This is a genomic window from Acidithiobacillus thiooxidans ATCC 19377, assembly GCF_009662475.1.
Lineage (GTDB): Bacteria > Pseudomonadota > Gammaproteobacteria > Acidithiobacillales > Acidithiobacillaceae > Acidithiobacillus > Acidithiobacillus thiooxidans.
In genome coordinates, this window is sequence record NZ_CP045571.1 from 1,688,269 (window position 1) to 1,712,718 (window position 24,450).

Annotated in this window: 21 protein-coding genes; 19 read left to right on the forward strand and 2 right to left on the reverse strand. The window is 50.8% G+C overall.

All coding sequences use genetic code 11. The annotated features are described in order from the left end of the window. The first annotated feature begins 13 nt into the window (after window positions 1–13). Window positions 14–1,186: a type IV secretion system protein gene (locus GCD22_RS08910; protein ID WP_153940711.1), complete on the forward strand. Its 1,173-nt coding sequence runs from the start codon at window positions 14–16 to the stop codon at window positions 1,184–1,186. Between the two features lie 325 nt (window positions 1,187–1,511). On the opposite strand, the gene GCD22_RS08915 is transcribed toward GCD22_RS08910, so the two are convergent. After that, the gene (locus tag GCD22_RS08915; RefSeq protein WP_031572290.1) at window positions 1,512–2,015 is read right to left on the reverse strand and encodes a hypothetical protein; all 504 of its coding nucleotides are present in this window, start codon (window positions 2,013–2,015) and stop codon (window positions 1,512–1,514) included. A gap of 249 nt (window positions 2,016–2,264) precedes the next feature. Here GCD22_RS08915 and GCD22_RS08920 point away from each other — a divergent pair, with 249 nt between their 5' ends. Continuing rightward, a complete protein-coding gene (locus GCD22_RS08920; protein ID WP_031572289.1) occupies window positions 2,265–2,771 on the forward strand; it encodes a hypothetical protein in 507 nt (168 codons plus the stop codon). 227 nt (window positions 2,772–2,998) lie between these two features. On the opposite strand, the gene GCD22_RS08925 is transcribed toward GCD22_RS08920, so the two are convergent. Further along, window positions 2,999–3,394, reverse strand: coding sequence for a hypothetical protein (locus GCD22_RS08925; RefSeq protein WP_153940712.1), 396 nt, complete (start codon window positions 3,392–3,394; stop codon window positions 2,999–3,001). A gap of 388 nt (window positions 3,395–3,782) precedes the next feature. On the opposite strand from GCD22_RS08925, the gene GCD22_RS08930 reads away from it, so the two are divergent. The 17 genes from GCD22_RS08930 (at window position 3,783) to GCD22_RS09010 (ending at window position 24,450) form a co-directional block, all read left to right on the forward strand. After that, window positions 3,783–4,466 (forward strand): VirB8 family type IV secretion system protein, encoded by a 684-nt coding sequence (locus GCD22_RS08930; protein WP_142086204.1) that lies wholly within the window; start codon window positions 3,783–3,785, stop codon window positions 4,464–4,466. Window positions 4,467–4,475: 9 nt separating this feature from the next. Further along, entirely contained in the window at window positions 4,476–5,324 is an 849-nt protein-coding gene (locus tag GCD22_RS08935) for a TrbG/VirB9 family P-type conjugative transfer protein (protein ID WP_153940713.1), read from the forward strand. 9 nt (window positions 5,325–5,333) lie between these two features. After that, the gene (locus GCD22_RS08940; RefSeq protein WP_153940714.1) at window positions 5,334–6,740 is read left to right on the forward strand and encodes a TrbI/VirB10 family protein; all 1,407 of its coding nucleotides are present in this window, start codon (window positions 5,334–5,336) and stop codon (window positions 6,738–6,740) included. Between the two features lie 166 nt (window positions 6,741–6,906). Further along, on the forward strand, window positions 6,907–7,599 hold the full coding sequence (locus GCD22_RS08945; RefSeq protein WP_153940715.1) for a lysozyme family protein: 693 nt from the start codon (window positions 6,907–6,909) through the stop codon (window positions 7,597–7,599). Between the two features lie 15 nt (window positions 7,600–7,614). Beyond that, window positions 7,615–8,904, forward strand: a complete 1,290-nt coding sequence (locus tag GCD22_RS08950; protein ID WP_031572283.1) for a TcpQ domain-containing protein — start codon at window positions 7,615–7,617, stop codon at window positions 8,902–8,904. A 20-nt stretch (window positions 8,905–8,924) separates the two neighbouring features. After that, the gene (locus GCD22_RS08955; RefSeq protein ID WP_153940716.1) at window positions 8,925–10,568 is read left to right on the forward strand and encodes a type II secretion system protein GspD; all 1,644 of its coding nucleotides are present in this window, start codon (window positions 8,925–8,927) and stop codon (window positions 10,566–10,568) included. Further along, window positions 10,565–12,346: a hypothetical protein gene (locus GCD22_RS08960; protein ID WP_153940717.1), complete on the forward strand. Its 1,782-nt coding sequence runs from the start codon at window positions 10,565–10,567 to the stop codon at window positions 12,344–12,346. The genes GCD22_RS08955 and GCD22_RS08960 overlap by 4 nt, the downstream gene beginning before the upstream one ends. Further along, the gene (locus GCD22_RS08965) at window positions 12,318–12,953 is read left to right on the forward strand and encodes a hypothetical protein (protein WP_153940718.1); all 636 of its coding nucleotides are present in this window, start codon (window positions 12,318–12,320) and stop codon (window positions 12,951–12,953) included. The genes GCD22_RS08960 and GCD22_RS08965 overlap by 29 nt, the downstream gene beginning before the upstream one ends. After that, window positions 12,937–15,015: a GspE/PulE family protein gene (locus GCD22_RS08970; RefSeq protein ID WP_153940719.1), complete on the forward strand. Its 2,079-nt coding sequence runs from the start codon at window positions 12,937–12,939 to the stop codon at window positions 15,013–15,015. Before GCD22_RS08965 ends, GCD22_RS08970 begins: the two co-directional genes overlap by 17 nt. Then, window positions 15,015–16,217 carry a type II secretion system F family protein gene (locus tag GCD22_RS08975; RefSeq protein ID WP_153940720.1) on the forward strand — a complete coding sequence of 401 codons (1,203 nt, stop codon included), beginning with the start codon at window positions 15,015–15,017 and terminating at the stop codon, window positions 16,215–16,217. The genes GCD22_RS08970 and GCD22_RS08975 overlap by 1 nt, the downstream gene beginning before the upstream one ends. Window positions 16,218–16,322: 105 nt before the next feature. After that, window positions 16,323–18,209, forward strand: a complete 1,887-nt coding sequence (locus tag GCD22_RS08980; protein WP_153940721.1) for a hypothetical protein — start codon at window positions 16,323–16,325, stop codon at window positions 18,207–18,209. 62 nt (window positions 18,210–18,271) lie between these two features. Beyond that, entirely contained in the window at window positions 18,272–18,775 is a 504-nt protein-coding gene (locus GCD22_RS08985) for a hypothetical protein (protein WP_153940722.1), read from the forward strand. Further along, window positions 18,744–19,184 carry a protein-export chaperone SecB gene (locus GCD22_RS08990; RefSeq protein WP_153940723.1) on the forward strand — a complete coding sequence of 147 codons (441 nt, stop codon included), beginning with the start codon at window positions 18,744–18,746 and terminating at the stop codon, window positions 19,182–19,184. Before GCD22_RS08985 ends, GCD22_RS08990 begins: the two co-directional genes overlap by 32 nt. Before the next feature lie 16 nt (window positions 19,185–19,200). Further along, window positions 19,201–19,893: a hypothetical protein gene (locus GCD22_RS08995; protein ID WP_153940724.1), complete on the forward strand. Its 693-nt coding sequence runs from the start codon at window positions 19,201–19,203 to the stop codon at window positions 19,891–19,893. Between the two features lie 447 nt (window positions 19,894–20,340). Continuing rightward, a complete protein-coding gene (locus GCD22_RS09000; protein ID WP_153940725.1) occupies window positions 20,341–21,303 on the forward strand; it encodes a hypothetical protein in 963 nt (320 codons plus the stop codon). Further along, window positions 21,303–23,123, forward strand: a complete 1,821-nt coding sequence (locus tag GCD22_RS09005; RefSeq protein ID WP_081576742.1) for an ATP-dependent helicase — start codon at window positions 21,303–21,305, stop codon at window positions 23,121–23,123. Before GCD22_RS09000 ends, GCD22_RS09005 begins: the two co-directional genes overlap by 1 nt. Next, complete coding sequence (locus GCD22_RS09010; protein ID WP_081576743.1) at window positions 23,113–24,450, forward strand: carbon-nitrogen hydrolase family protein; 1,338 nt, start codon at window positions 23,113–23,115, stop codon at window positions 24,448–24,450. The genes GCD22_RS09005 and GCD22_RS09010 overlap by 11 nt, the downstream gene beginning before the upstream one ends.

The following is a 24,450-nucleotide window of genomic DNA, read 5'->3' on the forward strand; positions in this document are numbered from 1 at the left end:
GGAGCAATAATTCATGTTAAAAACGATGGCATATATTCTGATGGTTATGTTTCTTGGTTTATTCAGCATCACAGCTTTTGGTGGAACACCCCCAACAGCGGCTCCGACAGATGGTGAAAAGATGCAGCAGTACGATCCTTCCTGCGCGAATAATGATTATTCACACTCCTGCAAGATCGCATGGGCCGCGTTAAATCATGAGTATCAGAAAAACAATTCGGTCAGCCAAAAAATACAAGACGTCTTAGGTGGAGTTGCGACAAAAATACACGGCGGGAAACTGATAGGCATTGTCACCACTGTGATGGTTACTGCAGATGGGATGGCCTCGCATTTCATCAAATATGCGGAAGGAATTGCCGGACTTTTAGCAGGGATTGCCTTCGTCTGGCTCGGCATCATGATTATGCTTTCTCAAGCCGATATATGGCACATGGGATTACGTCCCCTCTTTTCCTTAATCTTTGTCACAGGTTTTACTTACTTTTTATTGTGGAAATATAATTTTTTCACCTCTTCCGTGGTGGATGGATTCATTTTTACTGCAAAAGTACTTATTGGCGGAAACTCATCAAAAAGTGTTATAGTGGAAACAATTGATAAATTTCAAAGCAATTTTTTCCTGATGATTCATATATTAACAAAAACTATTAACGAAGGCCATTTTTCCGGATCTTTATGGAGTATGGCTGGCGAATTTTTTAGTAATATTTTTAATTTTTTCATTGATACGATGGCGATCGGTGTCACATCTTTAATCTCATTGATTTTGTTCGTGTTATTCATTGCCCTTTACCTCACCTATCAAATGGTCATTGCGGTTGCTATTGCGGTAGGCCCTGTTTTTATTCCATTCCTGATATTACCGGTTACTCGAGGTCTTTTTGAAGGATGGATGAAAATGCTGATTATGGGCGGTATCTATTTAATGACCAGCACCGTCATCGTTGGTCTGGTAGGCACCGCTTTAGTGAGTATTACGGCTCAAATGGGTCCTTCAACAAGTGGTGTTATGATTAACTATGGTGCTTATTTGGAATTAGTGATCTTCGAAATTGTAGGCATTTTGGCATTACTGAAATCCCATGAGTTCGCCCATGCCATTGGTGGTAGTGTGAGTATCGGCGGGATGAATGCGGGTAGCGCTCTCGTCAAGATGGGTACAGGAGCCATAAAAGGAGGTTAATCATAATGCTCCTATCAGAATGTCCGTAGCACTCCACCCATATCCGTGAGGCTTGGGTGGTATTGTTCACAGGAGAACAGATTGATAAAGATAATACGATTATTAGAGGAACGTGCCGATGTGCGGGCGGTTCTTTCCGTCCTCAAAAGAAGAGTTTATGAACCCTATCCAGAAAGGTTATCCATGGCTATGGACCAGGATGCCGGGAAAACATGGATAGGTATCATTCTGTGGAATACGGGAACTTTAATTCAAGACTACCCTAATGCATTTATTGTCTGCGGTTTCGTGTTCTTGTCTGTACCGATTCTGTATCTCATCCGGGCTATTTTTTAACCGACGCTTTTTCAGCTTTTATGGCTTCATCCCTACTGAATATGTCGCCGCATCTTTCGCACATAAATAGTCCATTCCATTTTTCTAGGAGCTCTGGATATTGACTGTTGTAATGCACTCCATGAATGAAGATCCATATAGGCAACCCAAAAAGCGTAACCGTAAATATCATGCCAAATATACCTTCAACAGCCCTGCTAATAGATGCACCAATCAATATGACCACAGGGAAGGCAAAAAACAACATCCCCAAAAACACGATAACCGCAGAAAGTACAGGGCGCATCTTTTGTGGCGGGCCAAGACGCTCTGCCGTCAAAGTTTTATTGGTTCCGCGCGTGACTGCAGCGCCTAAGCCCAGCATGGGACCCAATAACCCCAGCAGCCCTCCACCAAAAAGTGTTTTACTCCGCGTTTTCTGTACGCCATTTTCATAAATTAACGACACCTTGCGAATATCCTCTGTGCCGCATCCAGGGCAAGTCAGTGCCATAAATAGTACTCCTCTGCTCTAACATTCACGCATACAGAATAACACGGAAAAAAGGCACTTAATAAAACCAAAAAGAGCGTTGACCCGTGCCAAGCTATGCACTCCAAGCTCTCTCGACTTTCTTCGAGGGCGACCGTCCAGGGCGTTACACTGGAAATTTCCGCAGACAGGTCGCTCCTGTTTGCCTTTTGTCCCTTGGGGGTCATGTGCCCTCAAGGCCATGATCCCCTCCTACGTAGGAGAGAAACCATGGAACTGTTGTTTATTTCGTTATTTTTCTGGGCAGCTGTTATTTGGGCCATTAGAACGGCCATTGTGTCCCGCAAAACCGGCCATGAGGCCACTATCGCCAAGGCGCAGGCGGAAATCGCTCGCCTCAAGGCGGAACAAGCCGGCGTAGTTCAGCCGGCCGCACCAGCCCCTGCTCCCAAGGTAGGTCCGTCAAAGGCTGCCACCGCTGCGAAAGCAGTAGGTAAGGCTGCCGCCTGGACTGCTCCACGCATCGTTGCTGGGACTGCAGTCGTTAGCAAGGCCTCCGTCAAGGGAGCCAAAGCAACCATCGTTCAAGTGAGCGAATGGAAAAAGGCCAAAGCAGCGGCGAAAGCCCCTGTGCAGCCTGCCGAAACCCCTGCCTCTGGCGGCAATGTGTTGACGCCTGAACAGGAAAAAACCATGACCGAAACCCCCGCATTTATGCGCGCTGGTAAGGTCATCAACCTCGCAGAACAACGCGATTCTCGCCATACGCTGCACTAAGCAGTTGTATGAGGGAAAGGGGCTTCGGCCCCTTTTTTTTGTCCCGCAAAAACGATCAAGAGATCAAATTGATCCCGCGATTACCAATCCGCCCTCGCATGCAGCCGCATTCTTCAAGCAGCAAGCAGTCTTCACACAGCATTTTGTTAACGTCAAAAAGCACAGGTCCATTGCGCTTTATCACATCCAAACGCAGCATTAGTGGATAGCCTTTGAGCAATAGGGAATTATCCTGATTTTTTATCTCCAGTTTTATCGCAGCTAGCAAAATTACCACCATTTTCAAGGCAATTATTATATGCACGCATCTGTGCTTCGCCTTGCTGTGCCTCTTTCGGCAAGGCTGCCATTCCTTTATCTATGGATTTGATTGTATTCAGATATGATTGATGTTCTTTTTGGCTAATGATATTGGATGCTGCCCTTTCAGCTTGCGTACAAGACTTACTATGCATTTGGGTGTCAAGGGATTGGCCTGCACACCATTTGTTTTCTGCGCGCATGTCCGCTGTATGCTTCTCGTACCATTTTTCACTGTGCCCGCCGTACGGTCCGTTGTTGGCACATCCGGCAAGAGCCAGAACCGTAAAGATGGCGGCGATATGAGCAATTTTCACATTCATGTTGATTCAATCTCCTTGTTTCGTGCCTTGATGAACCCCAAACAATAGCCGTACATGACAATAACTTCTCTGCTTTGGCTGGTCATTATGCGATCATTCTACCATGCTTAGAAACGACCTCTTGTTGGCTCCTGGATCTGTAGCAAACAAAGCGCGCCCAGAGCACACTCTGCATTCACGCCGTCACCAGCATGGACAAAACGATATCGGTTATATACAAAAAACCGATCAAGAGATCAAATTGATCCCGCAAAACGCGGCTATTCACTGCAAATACCCTACTGCATCAGAAATAACGCGAAAAATACCCGCTTTATTACACACCATTTGACTGGACATCCCCCTATATTGGCTCATCAGCAATTTTCATCCAATACAGGGGCCGATTTTGGCGAAAGAACCGGAGAACATCCCAGCGACACACCGCACCGAAGCGGTTAAAGGCTTATGGTATGAAGCCTATGGCAAACCCATCGTAGAAAGAAATCGCATGTTCGTGCTCTTTTTACTGATTCTGCTGGCTTTTATCTCCCTCAGTTGGACCATCATCTTACTGATTCCCCGACATGTGGATGTGCCCTGGACAGTGCCTGTCAATCCCAAAACCGGCGAACCCATCAGCCGCCCGATTGAAATTACCCGAGCCTACACCCCATCCCAACTGCAGATTCAGTATTTCGCGGCGAAATGGTTGCGGGATCTTTTTACCATCAACCCTGCCCTGACCATGAAATACATCACCCATGATTATTTGCAAACCACGCACGATGGCACTAAAGAAATCAAACAATGGGAGCATGTCCATCAGCCCATCGCCCGCATGGAAGCCCATCCCGGATTCTACGCGACGGCCTCCATTCTCAGTACCAGCTTCATGGGTAACGGCAACCTGTTTATTCGTGTCCAGCAAAACCTCCATCACCACAGCGGCAATAATACGGTACGACTCTGGAATTGCACCCTTTCCTACACGCTGATTCCGCCAACTACGGTTTCGCAAGCCTATCAGGATCCTATCGGCTTTTATGTCGATGAATTTGTCTGCACCCGCAGCCTTCAAAACCCGTCGTAAGAGGAAAACATGATTATGCGCCATTCTCTTTTCGCTTCTCGCAAAACCCCTGCCGCCGCGCGGAAACCGAGCAGAATCGGTACCCGTTTACTGGTACTGACAGCGCTGTCACTGGGCACCATACCCATCGCCTACGCACAAGGGGCTATTCCTATCTTTTCACCCGACAGCCGCCATGTCGTGCATTTCGATTACAGTCCGCAGGATGTGTTCCATATCAAAACACAACCGCACATGGTCACCGACTTGCGGCTGAGCCCTGGTGAGGTCATGGAAATGCTTATCCTGGGAAATACCAAACAATGGATTTCCGCCGATGCACCGGGGAATGTTTTTCTGAAACCCACCCAACCCGGGCTGACGACATCCGGTACCCTGGTCACCAATCTGCGTACCTACCAACTGCTCATTACGTCTTCCAATAACCAGAACTGGTATCAACAAGTCTCCTGGAACACCGGAACCATGATTGCCTTACAGAATCATGCAGTCAGCAATATGGCGGCCCTGACTGATCTACAGAAAATCCCTACACTACCGCACCTCCCCACCCCAAAGCCTGCTGTGCATCCTGGACAGTCAGCCAGCATCAAGGCGGTCAGTAATCTGCATTTCGATTACCGCATTTCCGGCCACGCCAGTTTCCGGCCCAGTGAAGTTTTCGACAACGGGACCTTCACCTGGATCAAAATCCCCGATAGAGGGAACGGGGCCATGCCGGTTGTATTTGTGCGGGAACATGGCGAATACGTGATTACCAATTACACCGTAAAAGGCCGCTATCTCATCGTGCAGCAGCTTTTCCATAAAGCCAAGCTACGCATTGGCGACCGCGTTGTCACCATCACCCGGCAGTAAGGAGCAATCATGGCGGACAATAATGACGACATCTTAAGCCTGGGTCCGGAAACGCCGGATTCGGGATCCTCCGGCAGCGCGAACACCGGGGGAGCACCATCCCAAAAAGGGCCGGCTTCACGAAAGATTGCGGGCAAGCCGGCTACAGGCGGCGAAAGTACCCATCGCCGCCTGTACAAGCGCCTGCCTTTCATCCTGCTTTTTCTGGTGATAGCGATTATTTTCATGCTCTTTATCGTCAAAGGCATGGTCAGCGCCGGTATTCATCAGGCCATACAAAGTCCCTCCTCCCAGGCAGCGAAGCAGAAACGGCTGTCTTATGCGCATGAGCAACAAAATGAAATCAACAGCATTAAAAGAATGTTGCGAGAAGAACAGGAGGAAAAACCGTCAACGGCACAGCCGCACCATACCCATCATACGCATGCGCAACAACCTGCAGGCCCCACCTTAGGGCCGGGTATTCCGGGCAATGCGACCAATGCCAATGCGGCAGCCGCCCAAGTGAAAGCCGTAGAAATTGCCGACAGTCCACTCGTTTCCCTGCGCGGCACGATTCCTCCGCCCCAAACTCGTTCAAGTACCTCTGGTTACGCGCCCAATTCGCCTGAAGCCATAGAAAAAAAGATCCAGCAACTGCAGGCCGAAAAACAGGCGGCCTACAAAAGCTTATCCGATAACAATCTGGGCATTACCAAAATGGAAAAGCTGGCCATGGATGCTGCGGGATTGCATGGACAGGCCTCAGCCGCACAAAGCGATTCTGGAACCGACACGGACTGGGAAAAACAAAATGCGGGAAGCGCCGGATATGGCTCAGTCATCCCGACGCTGCCCAAATTGCACGGGGTCGCCTTGTACCCAGGCGCCATTATTCCTGCTGTGACCATTGGCCGGTTGAATACGCAAATCCCGGGACAAATCACCGCCCAGGTCACGCGCACGGTATATAGCCCCACCGGAGAACGGGCTATCCCGGCCGGCTCAAGATTGGTCGGTCGCTATGACGGTCAGGTTTTTGATGGACAAAACCGCGTCATGATGGCCTTTACCCGCGTCATATTTCCCGATGGTAAAGAAGTGGCTCTGCATGGCATGAACGCTACCGGCCCCAAAGGGACCACCGGGGTGAATGGTAATCTACACACCCATTTCTGGACAGCCTTGGGGTCTTCCCTGCTCGTAGCCCTGATTACCGATGGGGTAGACAGCATTCCTAATCCCAACAACTCCACCACCGGGAACACCTATATTGGCGGAGGTTCGTCGCCTACCCAGGCCGGCGCACAGGTCTTACAGCAACAAGCCAATAACTTGCTGCAGCCTTACACCAATATCCAACCCACGGTCACCATTCCGCCCGGCACCCCCTTTCGGATCATGGTGAACAAAACCATTCTGCTGCCAACAGATTAAACGGGTAAATAGCATGTTTATAACAAACAACACCCATCCATCCCGTGGAATGATAGGCCGCAAGGGAAAGATTTTAAGGCGGCCCGTATCCCTATTAGGCCCGGTTTTACTGAGTCTGTGGGCAGGGTACCCAGTATCGGCCTATTCGGACACAGGGATTATTGCATTGAGCCAATATACACAAGCGTCACCCGCCCAGAGAACGGGGGCAGAAGCTGCCCAACCGAGCTCCACCGCATTGCCAGCCTCTGATGCCCATGACGGTTTAACCGGGCGGATTGCGTCGGCTATGGTGGCCGTATCCCGGCTGTACCACATTCCGTTAGGCCTGCTGCATGCCATCAGCCTGACGGAATCCGGCATTGGCAATCAGCCGTGGCCCTGGACCTTGAATGTGTACGGCGTCCCCTATCGCTTTTCCTCCGCCCAACAAACCAGAGCCGCCGTGCGCGACTTTCTGGCCAGGGGGATTCAACTGGTCGATATCGGTCCCATGCAGGTAGATTGGCAATACCATCAAAACCAGTTGGGCAGCGTTACGGCGGCGGTCAACCCCCTGCGCAATGTAGCCGTGGCAGGACGTATTCTGAAAACGGATTATGACCAGACCGGAACCTGGAGCGCGGCGGTCGGGTTATATCATGGCGGCGGCCCACAACGTCAAAACACCTACATTCAGGAAGTCTTTTCCCGCTGGCATCGAGCAAATAGCGCCGTGGATGGATACCCGGAAATCGGCACACTCCAACGTGTGCGTAGCCGTCCTATTTTCACGACCACCGGCGCTGCTCGTCAGCCCGCTGATTCCATTGTGGCCCTGGTGGGTCCACGCACTGCCCCATCGGCCACTCATAGTTAAAGGAGCCTCTTCCTTATGATTCCCCTGTACAAAAAAACGCTGTTTATAGCTTGCAGTGCTACCTTGAGCCTGTTCCTGGTGGGATGTGCCCAGACGCCATTACCCCAGGCCGCCGCTATCGGGCATTATCAATTCGGTTATCGGGTCAATTCGCCCTCTGATATTGCTGCCCAAGTCTTTTCCGGGCAAAAGCACACCTATATCAGCCTGCCACAGAACGTCACTTTGCAGGCCGCCACAGGCAATGGGAAACTTTACGCGCCGAAAAAGCATGGCCCGTACTGGAGCGTCGATGGTCTGGCTACCCAATGGACCTTTGCCACCACGCGCGGCATTGTCGTAGCCCAGGCAACGGGTGCTGCACGGGGAATGGCCCAGGTCAGTCAGGCCATTTCTGTTGTTCAATCGACAGCGCCCAAAATGACGCATCCATCCGTACAGGTTTCTTTGCCCGATACAAAGAAAGCAGCCCATCCAGCCAAAAGCCTGGATGTTCCTGCCGATTGGTTGAAACCGACAAAAACCACGTCCATGCAACCCGCTATCGACAAAAAGGTGAAAGCGGCGAAAGCAAAAACGCCGGTAAATGCTGCACCGCCCATGGCGCAACCACACCATCATGTCATCCTGATCCCCGGTTCCTATGGCCGCTCACTGCCCTTGGCCCAGGCGTTACAACGCATCCTGCCCGCCGGCTGGTCCAGCGTGATTCATCAACCTGTTTCCGGCTCGCTACCTGTGCTTTGGCATAAAGGCCCATGGACCCAAAGCCTGCAAAGAATGGCTCGAGACAATTTGTTGGTTGCGCAGGTTTCCTGGGCCAAAACACAAGTCTCCGTCAGTGCGTCTCCGGCGATGATGGCGGGCATTCCCCATCAGCATCCCGCGCCGAAAGTGACCCCCAAAGTGAAAAAAGCGGTGCAAACGTCATCCCACGTTCATCCTGTTGTGTCCGAAAAAAGACCCACACCAAAGCCGCATAACACGCATGAACCCAAAACCTTCCCGTGGGCACAAAGCGCTATTCTGCCCGCGCCAACGCCGATACAGCCTTTGCCGCCTGCACCCATTCATTTTGTGGCCAAACACCGGCAGATGCTGTCCCACGATCTGCGGGTTTATCTCCACAAAAAAGCCTGGCATCTGGCCTGGAATCTAACCAAGGATTATCCCATCAGCGTCGGCTTTACATTACAGGGAGACACCCGCCAGATCCTGCAAAAGCTGATGAACCTCTACCCCATCATGATCACGGTGGATGCCGGCAATCGTACGGTGGTGGTGACCTCCAACACGCAATTTTAATCATCAGGAGCTTGAAAGCGATGCGTAAAACCTTACAACACTTTCCCGTACGCTCATTGGGTATTGCCGTAGGGGCTGCTTTGGCCCTCAGCGGTTGCGCGCAGCCCAGTTTGCACACTATTGCCAAGCATCAACACCAAATGCTTGCACAAGCACAGGTTAATCGTCATGCCCTGCAATGGAATAATGACGGCATTTACGTGTCCCATCAGGCCGTAAATTACACACCGGGGACCGGCAGCATCACGTTCAATAGCAACCATGCCCCGATTGGCGTCACCCTCAGCGCCCTGCTCCAGAAGCACGGGTATTCCCTGTTTTTTGCGGGTTCTGCATCCCCTTTGACCCATATTACCGCCAACATCGCCGGTGCGTCCTTCGAAAATGCTGTGCAACAACTGGCGTTATCAGCAGGTTATTGCGCGATTATCCATCCCAACAGCCGTCGTGTGGTTATCGCAACGCATGGCACCTACTATTTCCGTTTGCCCACGGCCCTTTTCGGGAAATCGGCCACGTACAATGTGGGCGGAGATGCGGCAGCGGGGGGCAGTTCTTCCAGTGGCAGTTCCAGCGGCAGCATGGGTGGCGATATAGGTGGCAGCATGGGTGGCAGCACCGGTGGTAGCAGTTCTTCGGGCGGATCCTCCATCACGGCCGATTTCAACATCAGCGGAAAATCCCATAAGTCCACGATTTCCAGCCTCAAGAGCAATATTCAGGCATTATTGGGGGCTGGTACGGTCACCATCAATCAAGGAACTGGCCTGGTCGCGGTAACGGGGGGCGCGCAAGGGCTCGCGCGTGTAAATGCTTTTATGCAGGAATATGTCCGCAGCGCCGGACGCACCGTTTCCCTGCATGTCGCTTTCCTTCAGGTGAGTCTCAACAATTCCATGCAGTACGGGATCAACTGGAGCAAAATCGTTCAGATTGCGGGAAACAATGCCCTCGACTTTTCTTTCCCGAACGCCGCCCCCGTTCTGAATAATTCCACGACCATTGGCAGTTCCGGGGCGTCCAGCAGCACCAGTACCACATCCGGAGGCTCAGGCAGTACCAGCATTACCTATACCGGACAGAGCATCAGTAGCGTCGTCAAGGCCCTGCAATCCGTGACCAACACCCGCGTAATCTCTGCGCCTTACCTCTCCGCCCAGGATGGAACGCCGGCGACCATTTATTCCGGCCAGCAGTTGCCCTACATTGGCTCGGTCAGCAGCAATGTCACCGGTTTGTCCGGCACGTCGTCAACGGGGGCATCCTTTCAATATGTCTTGAATGGCATGTCGCTTTCCTTCACGCCGGATATTTTGAATGACCGGCTGGTTTCTCTGTCCATTATTCCGGTACTGTCTGAAGTCAATCGCTTTGTGGATGCTACTGTAGATGGCACACAACTGCAGGGGCCTGTGCAGGATCTGAAGCTAACCTATATGCACACCACGGTCCCCAATGGAAAGACCCTGATTATGGGCGGGGCCGATCAAATGACAGGCACCGATGATAACAGCGAAACCCCGGGCCTTGGAAAAATCCCGGTATTGGGTGACCTCTTCAAAGGCATTAATGACGAGGGCAAACGTAGTCAACTGGTGATTCTGATTCATGCGCAGATTCATCACGCACCCGATTACAATCCGCTCATTGGGGAATCCCTGTGAGCTGGCTAAAACGCATCGGTCTCGGGAAAAAGGATCCGTCCACCCCCAGGCAGGCACCCCGCCTGGGGAAAGGCACCCCGTCTATCAAGGCAGAGCGCTTGCGGGACAGTGGTCCTATACTCTCAGCGACCATATCCGCACGGAAAGCTCCCTCCACGACACCTATAGAATTAGAGTCGCCAGACCCTTTTGAGGGATTGGACCTATCCGCTACGGCTGCACGAGATACAACGGAATCTACAAACCCTGTAGACACGACAAAGGCCACAGAAAGCCGCCTGGACCCCAGCGGGGATACAGCCAGCCGCACGGACCCCTTGCATGGCGCGAACCCCTTGCATGGCGCAACCCCTTGGCAGGAAGCAACCACCATCCCGGAACACCAGGCGGCACCCGCAGACATTCCAGAGGACACACTTTTTTCCGCCGAGGCCGAATCGCCTGCACCTGTGCAACGTAAAAATCGCGAAAATCCTGCCATGCGGATACTACGGCGCGGCCGTCAACGCAAGTCGATTCAGACGCCACCAAACGCGCAACCTGAAGCGAAGCAGAAAAAGACCTCGCGCCCAAAGAAGGGTAAAAAAGCCGGTCGCAACGTGGAATCTGTGGCCTTGGGCGTCACCCTGAACAAGGCCGATTTTTGGATTCGATTGCGCCCAGATGGCACCGGTGAAAATCTGAATATCAGCAACCTGAACACATCGGATGCAGCAGGCTCCGAAAGTATGCCATTTTTCCGCCTCACCGAGTATGACAAAGGGATCCTGCTTTCTAAAAAATTACGCGGTAAAAATCTCCGCAATGCCATGATTCGTGAAAGGGAAATCTCGGATATCCCCGTCAGTTTTCTAGCCTACAATATTCGCTGGTTCACGCGGAAAACCACTGCACAAGTCGCCCATCAACCGGTACATCCTTTAGGGGCCAGCCTTTTTGCCTATGCCAAGGCACAGGGCTGGCATCCGGAAAAAGGTATTTTGCTCTATACCGGCATCACCATGCAGGATTACACCCTCTGGGTTTATCTGGCTATCGGCAAAAATGGCATAGGCACCCCGCAAGTCGCCCAAATCAACGCCGAAGCAGATCGCCCCTTATTTAACATGTCTTACTCGGCGGGACTCCTGGCCAGCAAGGATTACGAAACGCATGCCATTCCACCGGAAGCGCTTTTCCATTGGCTATCCAAGGGTCGCCATCGCCGTTACCCGCAACCCGACGAGTGGTTTGGCCTGGAAAGGATATATGTTGGTCGAGGCGTCATGGCATTAGGCATCACCGCCTGTCTGGCGGGGGGCGTCCTCTGGTGGTTTGGAAACGGCGCCTTGCATGCCGCGAATCTTCGCATGGCCCGCATTCAACAGGAAACGGTTAACCTGAATCGGGAAAAGCAAACCTTTTTGCGTGCGCATTTACCAGTCATCGCCTACAGCTTCCAAATCCCTTTGAGAAAAGACCTGCAAGCCGCTTTTGCGCTCTGGAAGCCGGGCACACAGGTCATCTTGGCGGACGGGCTCCCCTTGCCTTTCAGTAGCGGAGGCTTTCAGTCACCGCTCATGGCTAACCGGGGGCCAGAACAGGCCCACGCTCCGGCGAAAATCGCCATCATCATCCCCGAAAGCAAAAATCTGGGCGACGGACAAAGCGCCTGGGTCTCTCCCAAAATTCTTTCTGCGGTTATCCAACAACCGGCACGGGATGGTTTCCATTTACAACACATCATCCGAAATTCTACAGGAGGTGGCTATGTCGTTATTTTCGGCAAGCGTCGTTAACACCCTAACGGGTGTTGTCGCCAAAAAAAGCGCAGAAGTGGCCGCCGCATCCGGTGCCCTACTGACGTCAGCGGGTATTCTCATCGGTGCCCATGGCATCGGTTTATGGAATAGTGCCCATACCGTGCAAAGTCAGGCAACCAGCGCCAGACAATCGCTCTTCAACACGCAATCCCATCTGCAAAACATGGAAATGCGGATAAAATATCTGTCCAAAAAAATGCCAGCTGTATGCGCGACGTCATCCATCCGCGCTGCCTCTGCCCCCGTTTGCACGTCATCCTCGCACCGGGCCTATAGCGCCATCACGGAAAACCTGCGGGCGCTTTACCTCGATTTACCCCAATGGGCGGCACAGAATGGGGTCACCATCAGCAATATCATGAGCAATCAGGGTTTGATGTCTGGACCAGCCACGCGTGTTACGCCGGTACCGGGATATCCCGGTATTTCCCAGCAGGTCATCAAAGTCAGTGGCAGCTATGCCACGCTCTCCGGTTTGCATCATTTTGTGCAGGCGATGCCCACAGGGATTGAATTGACGGGAATCACCATTCAGAAAAAACACTTTACAGGAGAGATAACGGTCTATGGCATCACTGCTTGAACATTTCCGTCCATGGACCTCTTCGGATCCTATTCCCGGGTTTCAGGGCTTACTCATACCAGAAACTTTTGGTCAGGGTCTGAGCAGCTTACATGAAGCCATGTTCATGGTCGGATACAAAAAACACGAAATCTTTTACATCCATGATTATGTACGGGTCACCGGCGTCCATGAACAAGAGGCGGTCCTCCATTTAGGCATCGGCGGCCATGACCGCATCGCGGCCGCCCTGGCCTTATGGAAAGGTCACGCATGGCTCCCTTTGGGTACCGCGAAAAATCTTGATATCCGCTATTTGCGCCCATACGCTGTACCTTTACAAACCTATGAACTCAACGCCGGTTCCATACCCCTTGCCGCCTCACCAAAAGGGTTGCTCTACGGGGTTGCCCATACCGACGCTTTCAAGGGTCCACTGATTGAAACCCATCTGAATGTCTCCATACAGTACCAGATAGATCGGGTTAAAAATCTGGTAAAGGATGGCATCAATCCCGCACTGTCTTTGCGGGATGTGCTGGAACGGCTGGAAATCATCGCACCCGACATACTGGAATATCTGGATGAGCAATGGGCGGGCGAAACGGCGGCAGGCACACATCCCCAATTTGCTGAAATGGTTTACCGTGAAGGCGAAGTGGCCGCACCGATTCTCGCCCTGATTATGGGAAAAATACCAGGCAGTTCTCTGCCGGAAGGGGTATCGCAGGACCCCTTTGTGTGCCGTGAAAATCCGGCCCATATTCCGTCGATTCATTATGCCATCACCACCACCGGCTCCGTAGAATCCTTGTATCAAAAAGGGATTCGTGACACGGAACGGGATTTTGTCAATGCCTGCAAAATGGAAGGTGAAGATCGTTACAATGAAATCATCAACCGCCTCCTGGTGCATGCCTCCTATCAGGGCTTTTCCGATCTGCATTTCTCTCCGGTCCAGGAAGCAGGCATTGTGGAGCGGCGCAAAGATGGCACCAAAGGACTGGTTCGGTCTTTTCCCAGGGAAGAATACATCCGTCTGGTCGGCATCATCCTCAACCGGATGGGCAATGTCGATACCCGCCTGCAAGCCGAAGGACGCATCCCCGAAGAAGAACTGCCACCGGAACTCGCGGGACGTTTTGAGTTCCGCATAGAGTATATGTCGGTCGTGCAAGGTCGCGGGGAAACCGGTTCACTGACGCTGCGCGTACTCAATCTGATGAATGAAACCGCCGTCCTGGAAACCCTGGGGTTCACCGACGATGATCTGGATTATATCTACAAGGTGCTGCATACCGGCAAGGGCCTGGTTCTGGCCACAGGACCCACCGGCAGCGGTAAAACGACCACGCTCTATGCCATGATGCGCGCCATTGATGCCATACAGACGTCCGTGCAGAGTGTCGAAAATCCCGTAGAAATTCGGGTGGGTCTCTGGCGTCAGCATCAACTCATTCGCGAGAGAGCGGAACATCTGGAATGGGCCGACTGGAATAAAGGGTTATTGAGAAATGACCCTGATGTCATCCTGCAAGGCGAAGTGCGTAATGCCGATTTGTTTGAGCAGGTAGCCGATATGGCCAATACCGGCCATCTGGCGTTTGCCACCTTTCACGCGTCCAGTGCCGCGCTAGCCGTTGGACGCTTACGGCAAATGCGCACGACACATGGCGATCCGCTGGATATCGATATGATCGCCAGCCTGATGCATTGTATCATCGCCCAGGGCCTGGCCCGGCGTCTTTGCCCGCATTGTGCCATTCCCGATGAACGACCAAGCACCCAACTTTTTCTCAGCACATTGCCCGAGGCCATCCAAAAAACGGCCACTCCGAAAATGGCCGCCGATATGGGTTGCACCCATTGTGGAGATACCGGATATGTCGGGCGCTTTCTGGTCTACGAAATACTGCGTTTTACCAAAGCCGTGCGTGAACAAATCACCAGCGGCTGCACACTGGCTGACATAGAAAAGGCCATGCCCGCAGGCAGCAGCATGATGGACAAGCTCAAATCCCATGTGGCCCAGGGAGATACCAGTGTGGAAGAAGCCTATCGGCTCAGTGGAGAAATTTTCTAATGCAAAAGGTCTACCATTACCTCGCACGGAATAACAGCGGAAAAAATCTGGAAGGCATCCTGGCCACCGAGAGCGAGGAGCAGGCTTTTCTTGAATTACGGCAAAGAGGACTGCAGCCTCTGGCAGTGGACTTCTCCATTGACGATACTTTCAATCTGTTCACCACCCCCAATTTTTCCCCCGATGCTTTAGCCGCTTATTATCTGGGATTGGGGCTGCGTATTAAAAATGGCATGGATGTCGTGGATGCCGTCGAAGATATGGCCGACCAACCTACGCACTTTCGCGTCAAACTCTGCGCCAATGAACTCGTGAACCACATGCGCAGTGGACTCAAATTGGGTGTAGCCATGGAAAAAGCGGGATTTCCGGAACGCGACTACAACATCATTAAGGCCCTGGAAACAGGAGCCAAGACCTCTGTGGGTCTGGAAAACATCGCCAATGATTACCGCCGTAGCGCCAGTATTCAAAAGAAAGTCAAAGGGATGTTACTGGAACCGGCCTTTATGGCCATTGTCGGCATCATCGCTATCTGGGCAACAATGGTTTTTGCTGTCCCTATCTTCCAACGGGTTTTTAACGACCTGACCGAGGAAGGCGGAAAAATCCCCGGATATGCGCAGGTGTTTTATCATTTATCAGATATCTTTGACAGTTTCCTGGTCTTTGACAGTATCCTGTATTTCGCCGTTTTCATCGGTCTGGCTTTTTTCCTGCAGTCCCGTACTTTCAAAAAGTGGCTGGACCATATCAGCACGCTCCGGCAATTTTCAGAAATGGTGGATAACGCAGCCTTATGGGGCGGCTTTCGCTTGTTGATTGATACCAGCATCCAACCCCAGGTTATCCCGGACATGCTCGCCAAATCCGCTTCCCGTGAAGATTCCAAACGCGCTTTCGAAGCACTGGGGGTCATGATGAAGCGCGGCATGAAATACCCAGAAGCCATTCGTCAGTCAGGTTTTCCCAGCTATATCGGCAAAGACGCCGCATCGGCCATGGAAGCCCCGGGTTTGGTGGCGCAAACAGAAGCCCTCACCATGATGAACAATCTCCTGGCCCTGCGCGTGGAGGAAATGGCCGACAAAGTGGTCACCGTATCGCACATTATCGTCACCATCGCTTCCTCCCTCATGATTCTGGGGATTATGGCGTTGACCATAATGCCGGTCATGATTACGGAACTGCATTTAGCCTGAAAATTGAAAAAACCGAAAAAAAGCGGGTTAATTTTACACACATCCTCCCCGGACCCTTGCATGATAGGTCTATCATCAATTTCGCGCCCTAACAGGAGGGTTCACATGGTTGCCCGCAAAGCTACAACAAACAAGCCGGTATTATCCAGGATCCGCAAACACGCTCTCTACATGGCGATTGCGGCAGCCATGAGCGGTACCTGCCTGTTTTCCGCGAATGCCAGCGCTGCCGGACTGGTCACCACAACGGGTGTGCAAGCGCTCATGGCAACAGAAACAGTTACCGGCAAATCACAAACCACCGTCGCCAGTATCGGTCCACTCACGAACGAAAGCAGTTCCGAGCAGCAAAGTGGTCTGGAATCCAACATGGATTCCAGCTCTCTGGCTGTGGTTCCCGTTAATGCATCTCTGGGCTCAACCATTTATTCCAGCAACCAGGATGCGGAAAACGCCGTTTCCGGATACCTGAAAAATTACGAACAACAGATAGCAGATGCCGTCGTTGGATCCATGAAATCCAGTGGTACCGAAGTGCAATTGGGGATGTTCACCTATATTCAGAATGTACAGATTGCCAATCCGTCCGGAGCCAGCCCTTCAAAGGCGCAGGTTTACGCTACGGTACAGGTTCAGCCCAATGGCAGTTATCAGTTTTTGGGCACCAATGTGAATAACGATACACTGTATTTGCTGTATGCCATTTATCAGCAAAGCAAGGATGCCGCTTACTTGCCCGCCGGGTGGACCGTACCGTATGCCGGGGAGACCCGCTGGGAACTCGACCAGATCACGGAAGAAGGGGACACCATTCAGTCGGCACCGGTCTCCATCGATGGCAACGTGTGGCACACCATACAGGATAATGGGGCCTATGATGGCACGGAAACCGTGACCAACGGCGTTGAGAAAATCAATTATGACCCCGGTGTGGAAAGTCTGATGCAAAACCAGATTAAAGCACTGATGAACCAATACAATGCCAGCCTGGCGGTGGTGATGTATGGTGAACAGGTGAAGGTATCCCGGAATAGTGCTGGTCAGCCGTTGACTGCCATTTCTGTGAATAGCCGTGTTCTTGAAAAATCTTGCGGCAGCCCAAGTACGTTCAAAAATACTGGGCAATACGGATATCTTCTGACGGAAGTAGAGAATGAATATATTGTGCAGCCAAGCGGTAGCTACGCTGATGCTGGACAGGTTCAAGCTAATACCATCTCTCCGTCAGAGAACTACACAGAATCTGCTTCAGTTCCAAGCGGTGACAACGACTCACAGCTTGAACCCGACGTGGTATTCCCAATCGCCCCTGATGCCGGCGACCTCATCAACTGGCAGTCTGGATCTCCATTACCATCCAGTGATTACGTGTATATGGCGCCGATTACCGATTCATCTGGTAATGGCAATACAACCACCGAAATTAATAGCGCATATGGTCCAATCAATGTTTGCGTGTCACCCAATGAAGACATCATTACTGGTCCAACCGAGTATTCCTCTGGAGGATGCGGCAAGGATGGGTGCTGGAATCCTTTTACATATTATCAAGCACTAAATATAGAGCCAGTGCAAATAAATGGAAACCCGGATAATTTTGTATGTGGATATATTCCCGGAGAATATCCGGACATCCAATGTGCTATGGAAATGGATACAACATATTATTATCTGGGAACCAACCCAGATTGGAACTATTGTTTCGTTGGTGCTGACATAACTGGAGGGAGTTCCGCTGTTGCGGGACTGCCAGTAGGGTACGCATTAACACAACCAAGTTGGGGCAACTGCGCGCCATACGTTGGTCCATCAACAGCCATCGAAGAATCAGATTATTCTTATAATCCACCAGCTGTTAACGATTTTGAATTCGCAGAATATCCTGGAGCGAACAATTCAATCGGATATGATGGAGGAACAGAAACTCCCGCTATGTATAACTGCACTCCAAGTGGATGCACTTATGATCCACCATATTCATTCTACAAATGATAAAGTGCATAGCAGTTGGCGACAATCAACAAAGGTTCGACTTTGTTGCTAAAGAAAGGGAAATGGTATTAGGTGAATCGATTAATGTTCCGTCGTTCTCATTATTGATAAAAAATTTTGGATATATCTTTATTGAAGACGGTAAATTTATAGGGTCTTTCGTGCTAATACCATATTCCAAATACCACTTCCCAAAGCCCAAATTCCCAGATGGATATCGGCCAAGGTCTAACTATGCTCATATCGGATTTATCACTTCTTCGTCAAAAAAGAATAATATATTCGACCTTGTTAGAGCGTTTTCTGAGGCGCTCGAGAAGAGGCCTGACTTAATATTCCCTCTAACCATTACCGCAAAAGCCTCAACAAAACATGGGCTTCTATTTCAGTATATGTGCGGTTTTCAAAGAGCCTATGGAAAAGAAGACATTGAAAATTCAGGTTATGGAGCAATCACGATCAACAAACCTTTTGACAGTTTAGCTTGGGCAAAGAAAAACTTTAGGAAAGCACTATCAGAATACAGGAGAGACATTGATAAATATCAGCATGCCATTCATCCTTGAGACTGATATCCAATCATCTGGCACCTATAAAGTAGACCCTGAAATAAATTCAAGGGTAGATATAAACATGAGCACAATACTATATTCTATGTCCGATGATATTACCTATCTAGCAAGCATAGAAATACTATATAGAATATACAGAGACAAAATAATCATAGGCAAACAGATGACAAAAGCAGGCGCATTTGTGATAACTTCAAAAGAAGAGGACCCAGAAATGCTAGATGACATATTGATGGTAAAAACACCTTCTATTTTATACGACTACGCAAGAAAAAAAATAAAGAGTTTCTGGATTTTGATGGATTACCCACCATTCGCTGTAGGTGATTACAACTTTAAAAAATCATTAGAAGATAGAAAAATATTAATGCCAAACAGGCCTCTACCAATTGCTTTAGACTGAAACCAAGGAGCTTATTATGAAACCAATCGTAGCTGCAATTATGATCGGGTGCACAATATCAACAGCGCCTCTATTATCATCCGCATCAGTAACATACAATATGGTAAACCTTAAAAAAATACCAAAACTGAAAATCTCAGTCAGCCAGGGAGAATGGTTTGGTCACGGAACTTTTAATACAAACGGCGTAGTTATAAAATCAAAAAAGCCAATGCATGTTTGCATCAAAAACCCTGATGATTTCCTAAGGTTAGAATTTGGTGGCGCCAACAGTAATAAATATTTACAGAATAATTGCGCAATAAATTTAATAGAAAACGGCGTAGCTGGATTCTATGTTAAATATATATGTGTACCTTATGCCATGGTAGATAGAGCCATATCTTATTATAAGTCAAACAATAACCACATAAAAGGTTTCACCAATTATGTGGAGAAAATTTATAAAGTCAAAACAGACGGGCCTATTCTACATTTCATTAAAATAGAAAATACAGTCAAAAAACTTAATGGCAAAAAAACAGGTTCAACAGTTACCAGTAACGTAGATCTGATATTTACAAATAAGCCATGCATTGAACCTGTCAAAATACCAACAAATGCAGAGATGAAGAAAGAAGGAAAAAACGTACCAACAAATAAAGAGCTTGAAAAAGAATTGGTCCACAGACTTGGCAAGGATCCTTTCAAAGAAAACAACAACCAATAAAGGTGATATTGATATCAAAATCGCTAGGCGCGAAACTCCACGTCTAGCGAAAATAAACCAATAAAAACAAATACACCATATGAACAAGATCCGCCCGACAATACTCCAGAGCAAGCAGCTAAAACGATCACTCCCGGTGCAATAGTTGAGAAACCAACCCAACCAAGTGCGCTGCTAAAGGCCCCAAACGTCCAACAAGATCTTCGGCAACACTATACAACAAATCTGATATTGCCCATACCCAAGGACAAAAATCCAACTTGTTAACATGGTTTTTGCTGGCCTATTTCCGCTAACAACGATCAATTAGATGCGGTATATGACCACACTGAGCCATACCGCAATCAACCAACCATAAAGCAAAAAACAAGAAAAAAGCCACTTTATGAAAACATTCTCCCGTTTTTCACCCGATACACTGGCATCGTGACTTTGATAAGGAGCTTCATGATGACCACTGCTTTGAAAACCGAAGGTGAATTTTCTACCGACACCCCCCTCGAAAACGTGCAGGAACAACCGGAATCCACCCAGAGCGAAACGGGGGACACCACATCCACAGCAACGGCGGCACCCGCCTCATCCAGCCAAAGCGACAAGGAAACTTCAGCGGACAATCCGCGCAATAAAGCAAACCCTGCAGGCGGCAGCCCTTCGCAGGGTGCAACCCCTTCGCAGGGTGCAACCCCTTCGCGCCGGGCCAAGCGCCCTCCGGATTCGCGGTTCCTCTTATTGCCTATGCCGGCAGACAAGAAAACCAACAGTCGTGCAGGCATTCGCCGCACCATCCACCTCAGCACCCGGCTTTCACAGGAAATGTATTTCCGGGCCTATGAAAAAGCTTCCAATGCCAACTACTTCCTCGAACGCATTTACCCCGGGATGGTCAGTGGACGGGCCGGCGCCGATAAGGCCGTCGTGCAGGAAGGCTTTGACGAGATCATCCGACTCTGGAAAGGCCTCTACACGGAAGCGGAGGAAACTTTCGATGGCATTATCCAGAAAGTCTCCGAGCGGCTTGAGGCTGAAGGCGTAGATGCCGAACATCTCTCGACCGATTTCAGCGAGCCTTTGGACGAAGAAGCGCTGGTAACCTCCCGCATGGACCAGCATTACCTCAATATCCTGCACAAGGTGGATAAAACGCTGGGCTACATCTCCGCTGCCGCCCTGTATGAGATCTATGCGGACGAGGAAGCGTCCAAACTGGAACTCGAAGTGCGTAGACGCATGTTGACCCTGTATCGCTACAATATTCGTTACGCCTTTGAAACGGGTATCCTGTTACGCACGGGTAAAACCGCACAGATGCGAAAAGCGGAAAAAGAAAAACAGTCTGGCACCGCCACTGAGGGGACAAATACAACGTCCTCTGACACGGAACAGGCCGACACAGAAGCGAAGTCCTGATGCGTCTGAATCCAGAACAACAGCTGGCGGTTCAGCAAAAGGGGCATGTGCTCCTGCTGGCCGGTGCGGGTTCAGGGAAAACCCTGGTACTGGCGCATCGGGCCGCCTCCCTGCTCCAATCCGATCACGGCGACCTCGTTGCGGTGACCTTTACCCATGATAGTGCGGAGGAACTCAAACGCCGCATTCTCAAAATGTCCCCAGGACACGAAAAACGGATCCGGACAGGGACCTTTCATTCCCTGGCCATGCACCAGTTACGCAGTGTGGGCATGGACATTAAGTTGCTCAATAAAGGTGACCGCATCCGGCTCATATCACATGCGATGTCCAAAACAGAAGAAGAGCTCAGCTTCGAAGATATGGACAAAATTATCGACAAGGCCAAGAGCGATTTATCCCATCGGGATTATGATGGCCCCGGCTATAAAACCTTTCATGCGTACCAGGACTTGCTTCAGAACGATAAACGCATGGACTTCGCAGATCTCATCTCCAAAGCTGTGGATGGCATGCAGGACGGGTCCATTCCACCACTTTCCATGCGCTGGATGTTAGGGGATGAATTTCAGGATGTGGATCTGGCGCAATATACCTGGATCATGCTGCACCACGAATTGACCGGTGCTGAACTCACTATGGTCGGTGATGACGACCAAAGCATTTACGCATTCCGGCATGCTTTGGGGTACACGGGCATGGAGAAATTGCGTTCAGACGTCCGTGCCCAGATTCTGCACCTGTCGCGTAACTATCGTTGTGCGCCAGAAATCCTCACCCCTGCTGCAAGGCTCATTCAGCATAATCGTTACCGCGCTGAAAAACAGATTATCCCCGCCGCTGAGCAAGGCGGCCATATCGAATGCCTGTTCCCCCGCGACCGCGAAGAAGAAAGCGCCTGGTTTTCAACGCGGCGACGTGAGGAACCTGTGGGATGGGCTGTTTTAGCCCGCACCAACCGCTTGCTGGACGTCATGGAAATGGAACTCCAACAACATGGCATTCCCTATTTCAGAGATACCGATGATGACTTTTGGGAAACCAAGAACCCCCGAGCGGTCTTAAGCCTGCTCACCGGCATCGTCAATGGTGCCCGTGCCCTGGCAATGCCCAGAGGGAAAAATAGTCACAGCCTGCTCAAAAGTACGGCCATCAGTAACCGTTTTGCCGCCTACCGCCGCGATATGTTTTTTGGTTGCCGGTCCGCCCTGTTTTTATGTGGCTGGAAAGCAGACACGACGGACGCCTTGCTCAAGCAACTGGAACCGGTCCCCATGCGTGACTGGAAGCCCATACTGGACAGATTTGCAGAACAGTGGCATCAGACCGAACAAAAGAAATCCCCGCGCCTCTCCAGCGGCTTAAACTTCATGGAAAATTTACAGGGCTGGTGCACCGTATCCGTTCAGGACCCCATACTGCTCATCGAAGGCATCAAGCGCTGGAATCAAAAATTAATCCCTTCAGTCGCCGAGAATTGCGACGTTGCCTTAACGGCCATCCAGCGTTTGCGTGGGACGTTGGCCCAGCGTATCCAATTTGTGGAAGGGCTGGCCAAAAAGAAAAATGAACCGCCCCAACTCGGGCCAGAAACCGTCTTCCTGACCACCATGCACGGATCAAAAGGTCTGGAATGGCCGAATGTCTGGATTATTGGGGCCGAGGAAGGCGTGGCACCCCATATTGACGGCGAACTGGAAGAAGAACGTCGTCTCTTTTACGTCGCCATGACCCGCGCCAAACGTCAACTCATTATTTCCGCTGTCCGTGAAGGCAGCCCTTCTCCCTTCCTGTATGAAGCGCAAATGTATGACGCCTGAACGAAAGGACCGATGGCGTTATTCATGGGTCACTTTCGGCAGTATCGGCGCAGCCCTGGGCTTTATTACCTGGGGAAACCTGGGCCTATTCCCCTTTTTGCTGCTTTTTGCCGTAGGCTATGGCTACGCGACCGGGAAAATCGCCCGCGCCGCTTTTGTTTTCGGTTATTTCATGGGCGGAAGCTGGATACTGGCAGGTGTTTTCAATGCCTTCTGGCCGCACGATGCGCCATTACTCGGTATTTGCGCATGGCCGGCCATCGCCTTGCTGCTGTCTCTCCCGTGGTGGCTAGTAGGTTTAATCGGTGCGGAAAAGCCTCAATACGTGGGACTACGCATGGCTGGAACCTTGATCATTACCAGCATCCCCCCTTTGAGTACATGGTCATTGCTCTCCCCTTTGTTTTTGTCCGGGGTCTATTTCCCGGGAACTGGCCTGGCCGGGCTGGTACTGGGCCTGATCACCCTGTCTTTGCTCAGCGCATTTACTGCCCATATTGCGGCATCCAGACGTGCGCATCAGATAACCATGCATTATCTCCCCAACAAGCACACACCGTCAGGCCCATTGCACCCCAACACCGCGAGGCTGTTGGCGGGTTTTCTCCTGTCCATTCTGGTCACCGCCCTCCTCCTGAATGGGACTTATACGCCCCCTGCACAACCGGCCAACATCCGTGGCGTCTCCCTGCCGTGGAAAGCGCTCCCCTTTGATTTAGGTTTTTTGAAAAACCTGGAACGACAAAACCATATTCGGCAATGGGCGCAACAATACTTGAAAACCATCCCGAAACACCAAATCGTAATTCTGCCGGAAGGCATCGGCGGGTATTATTTCCCCAACTTCTATACGGCTGGCCTTCTGGACGGTATTCAGCGTATTGTCAAAGCGAGACAGGATACCCTTCTCGTAGGCTTCTATGACATTTCTCAGTCAGGAAAGCGCTGGAGTTATACGGATGCGCTCAACGCTTATGGCCTGCATCGTGGCATTTTCCCTTCCCGGCAGCCCTGCCCGCTCAGTGAGTGGAAACCTTGGGAAAACGGATCAGCTCAAGCCTTCTGGTGGCGGTTGGGACCAGATTATCTCGGCCATCAAAAGCAACCGTTTGCCATGGCCGTCTGTTACAGCGAACTTCTGGTGTGGCCGCTCGCCAGCTACTTTATAGAGGCTCCCCGTCAACCGGAATGGATACTAGCCCCGGAGAACCATGACTGGGAAAAAACGGCCGCAGAAAACGCCATCCAGACGAAAGCCCGCAAGATATGGGGTCGGTTGTATGGGCTTCCGGTGGTGACCGCCAATGATTTTCCCTTGGGGGCATAA

Bases quoted from the DNA above. Each gene is read 5' to 3' on its own strand.
- GCD22_RS08910 (WP_153940711.1), top strand. From the start codon at position 14: ATGTTAAAAACGATGGCATATATTCTGATGGTTATGTTTCTTGGTTTA.
- GCD22_RS08915 (WP_031572290.1), bottom strand. From the start codon at position 2,015: ATGGCACTGACTTGCCCTGGATGCGGCACAGAGGATATTCGCAAGGTG.
- GCD22_RS08920 (WP_031572289.1), top strand. From the start codon at position 2,265: ATGGAACTGTTGTTTATTTCGTTATTTTTCTGGGCAGCTGTTATTTGG.
- GCD22_RS08925 (WP_153940712.1), bottom strand. From the start codon at position 3,394: ATGAATGTGAAAATTGCTCATATCGCCGCCATCTTTACGGTTCTGGCT.
- GCD22_RS08935 (WP_153940713.1), top strand. From the start codon at position 4,476: ATGATTATGCGCCATTCTCTTTTCGCTTCTCGCAAAACCCCTGCCGCC.
- GCD22_RS08940 (WP_153940714.1), top strand. From the start codon at position 5,334: ATGGCGGACAATAATGACGACATCTTAAGCCTGGGTCCGGAAACGCCG.
- GCD22_RS08950 (WP_031572283.1), top strand. From the start codon at position 7,615: ATGATTCCCCTGTACAAAAAAACGCTGTTTATAGCTTGCAGTGCTACC.
- GCD22_RS08955 (WP_153940716.1), top strand. From the start codon at position 8,925: ATGCGTAAAACCTTACAACACTTTCCCGTACGCTCATTGGGTATTGCC.
- GCD22_RS08965 (WP_153940718.1), top strand. From the start codon at position 12,318: ATGTCGTTATTTTCGGCAAGCGTCGTTAACACCCTAACGGGTGTTGTC.
- GCD22_RS08970 (WP_153940719.1), top strand. From the start codon at position 12,937: ATGGCATCACTGCTTGAACATTTCCGTCCATGGACCTCTTCGGATCCT.
- GCD22_RS08975 (WP_153940720.1), top strand. From the start codon at position 15,015: ATGCAAAAGGTCTACCATTACCTCGCACGGAATAACAGCGGAAAAAAT.
- GCD22_RS08980 (WP_153940721.1), top strand. From the start codon at position 16,323: ATGGTTGCCCGCAAAGCTACAACAAACAAGCCGGTATTATCCAGGATC.
- GCD22_RS08985 (WP_153940722.1), top strand. From the start codon at position 18,272: ATGGTATTAGGTGAATCGATTAATGTTCCGTCGTTCTCATTATTGATA.
- GCD22_RS08995 (WP_153940724.1), top strand. From the start codon at position 19,201: ATGAAACCAATCGTAGCTGCAATTATGATCGGGTGCACAATATCAACA.
- GCD22_RS09000 (WP_153940725.1), top strand. From the start codon at position 20,341: ATGATGACCACTGCTTTGAAAACCGAAGGTGAATTTTCTACCGACACC.
- GCD22_RS09005 (WP_081576742.1), top strand. From the start codon at position 21,303: ATGCGTCTGAATCCAGAACAACAGCTGGCGGTTCAGCAAAAGGGGCAT.
- GCD22_RS09010 (WP_081576743.1), top strand. From the start codon at position 23,113: ATGACGCCTGAACGAAAGGACCGATGGCGTTATTCATGGGTCACTTTC.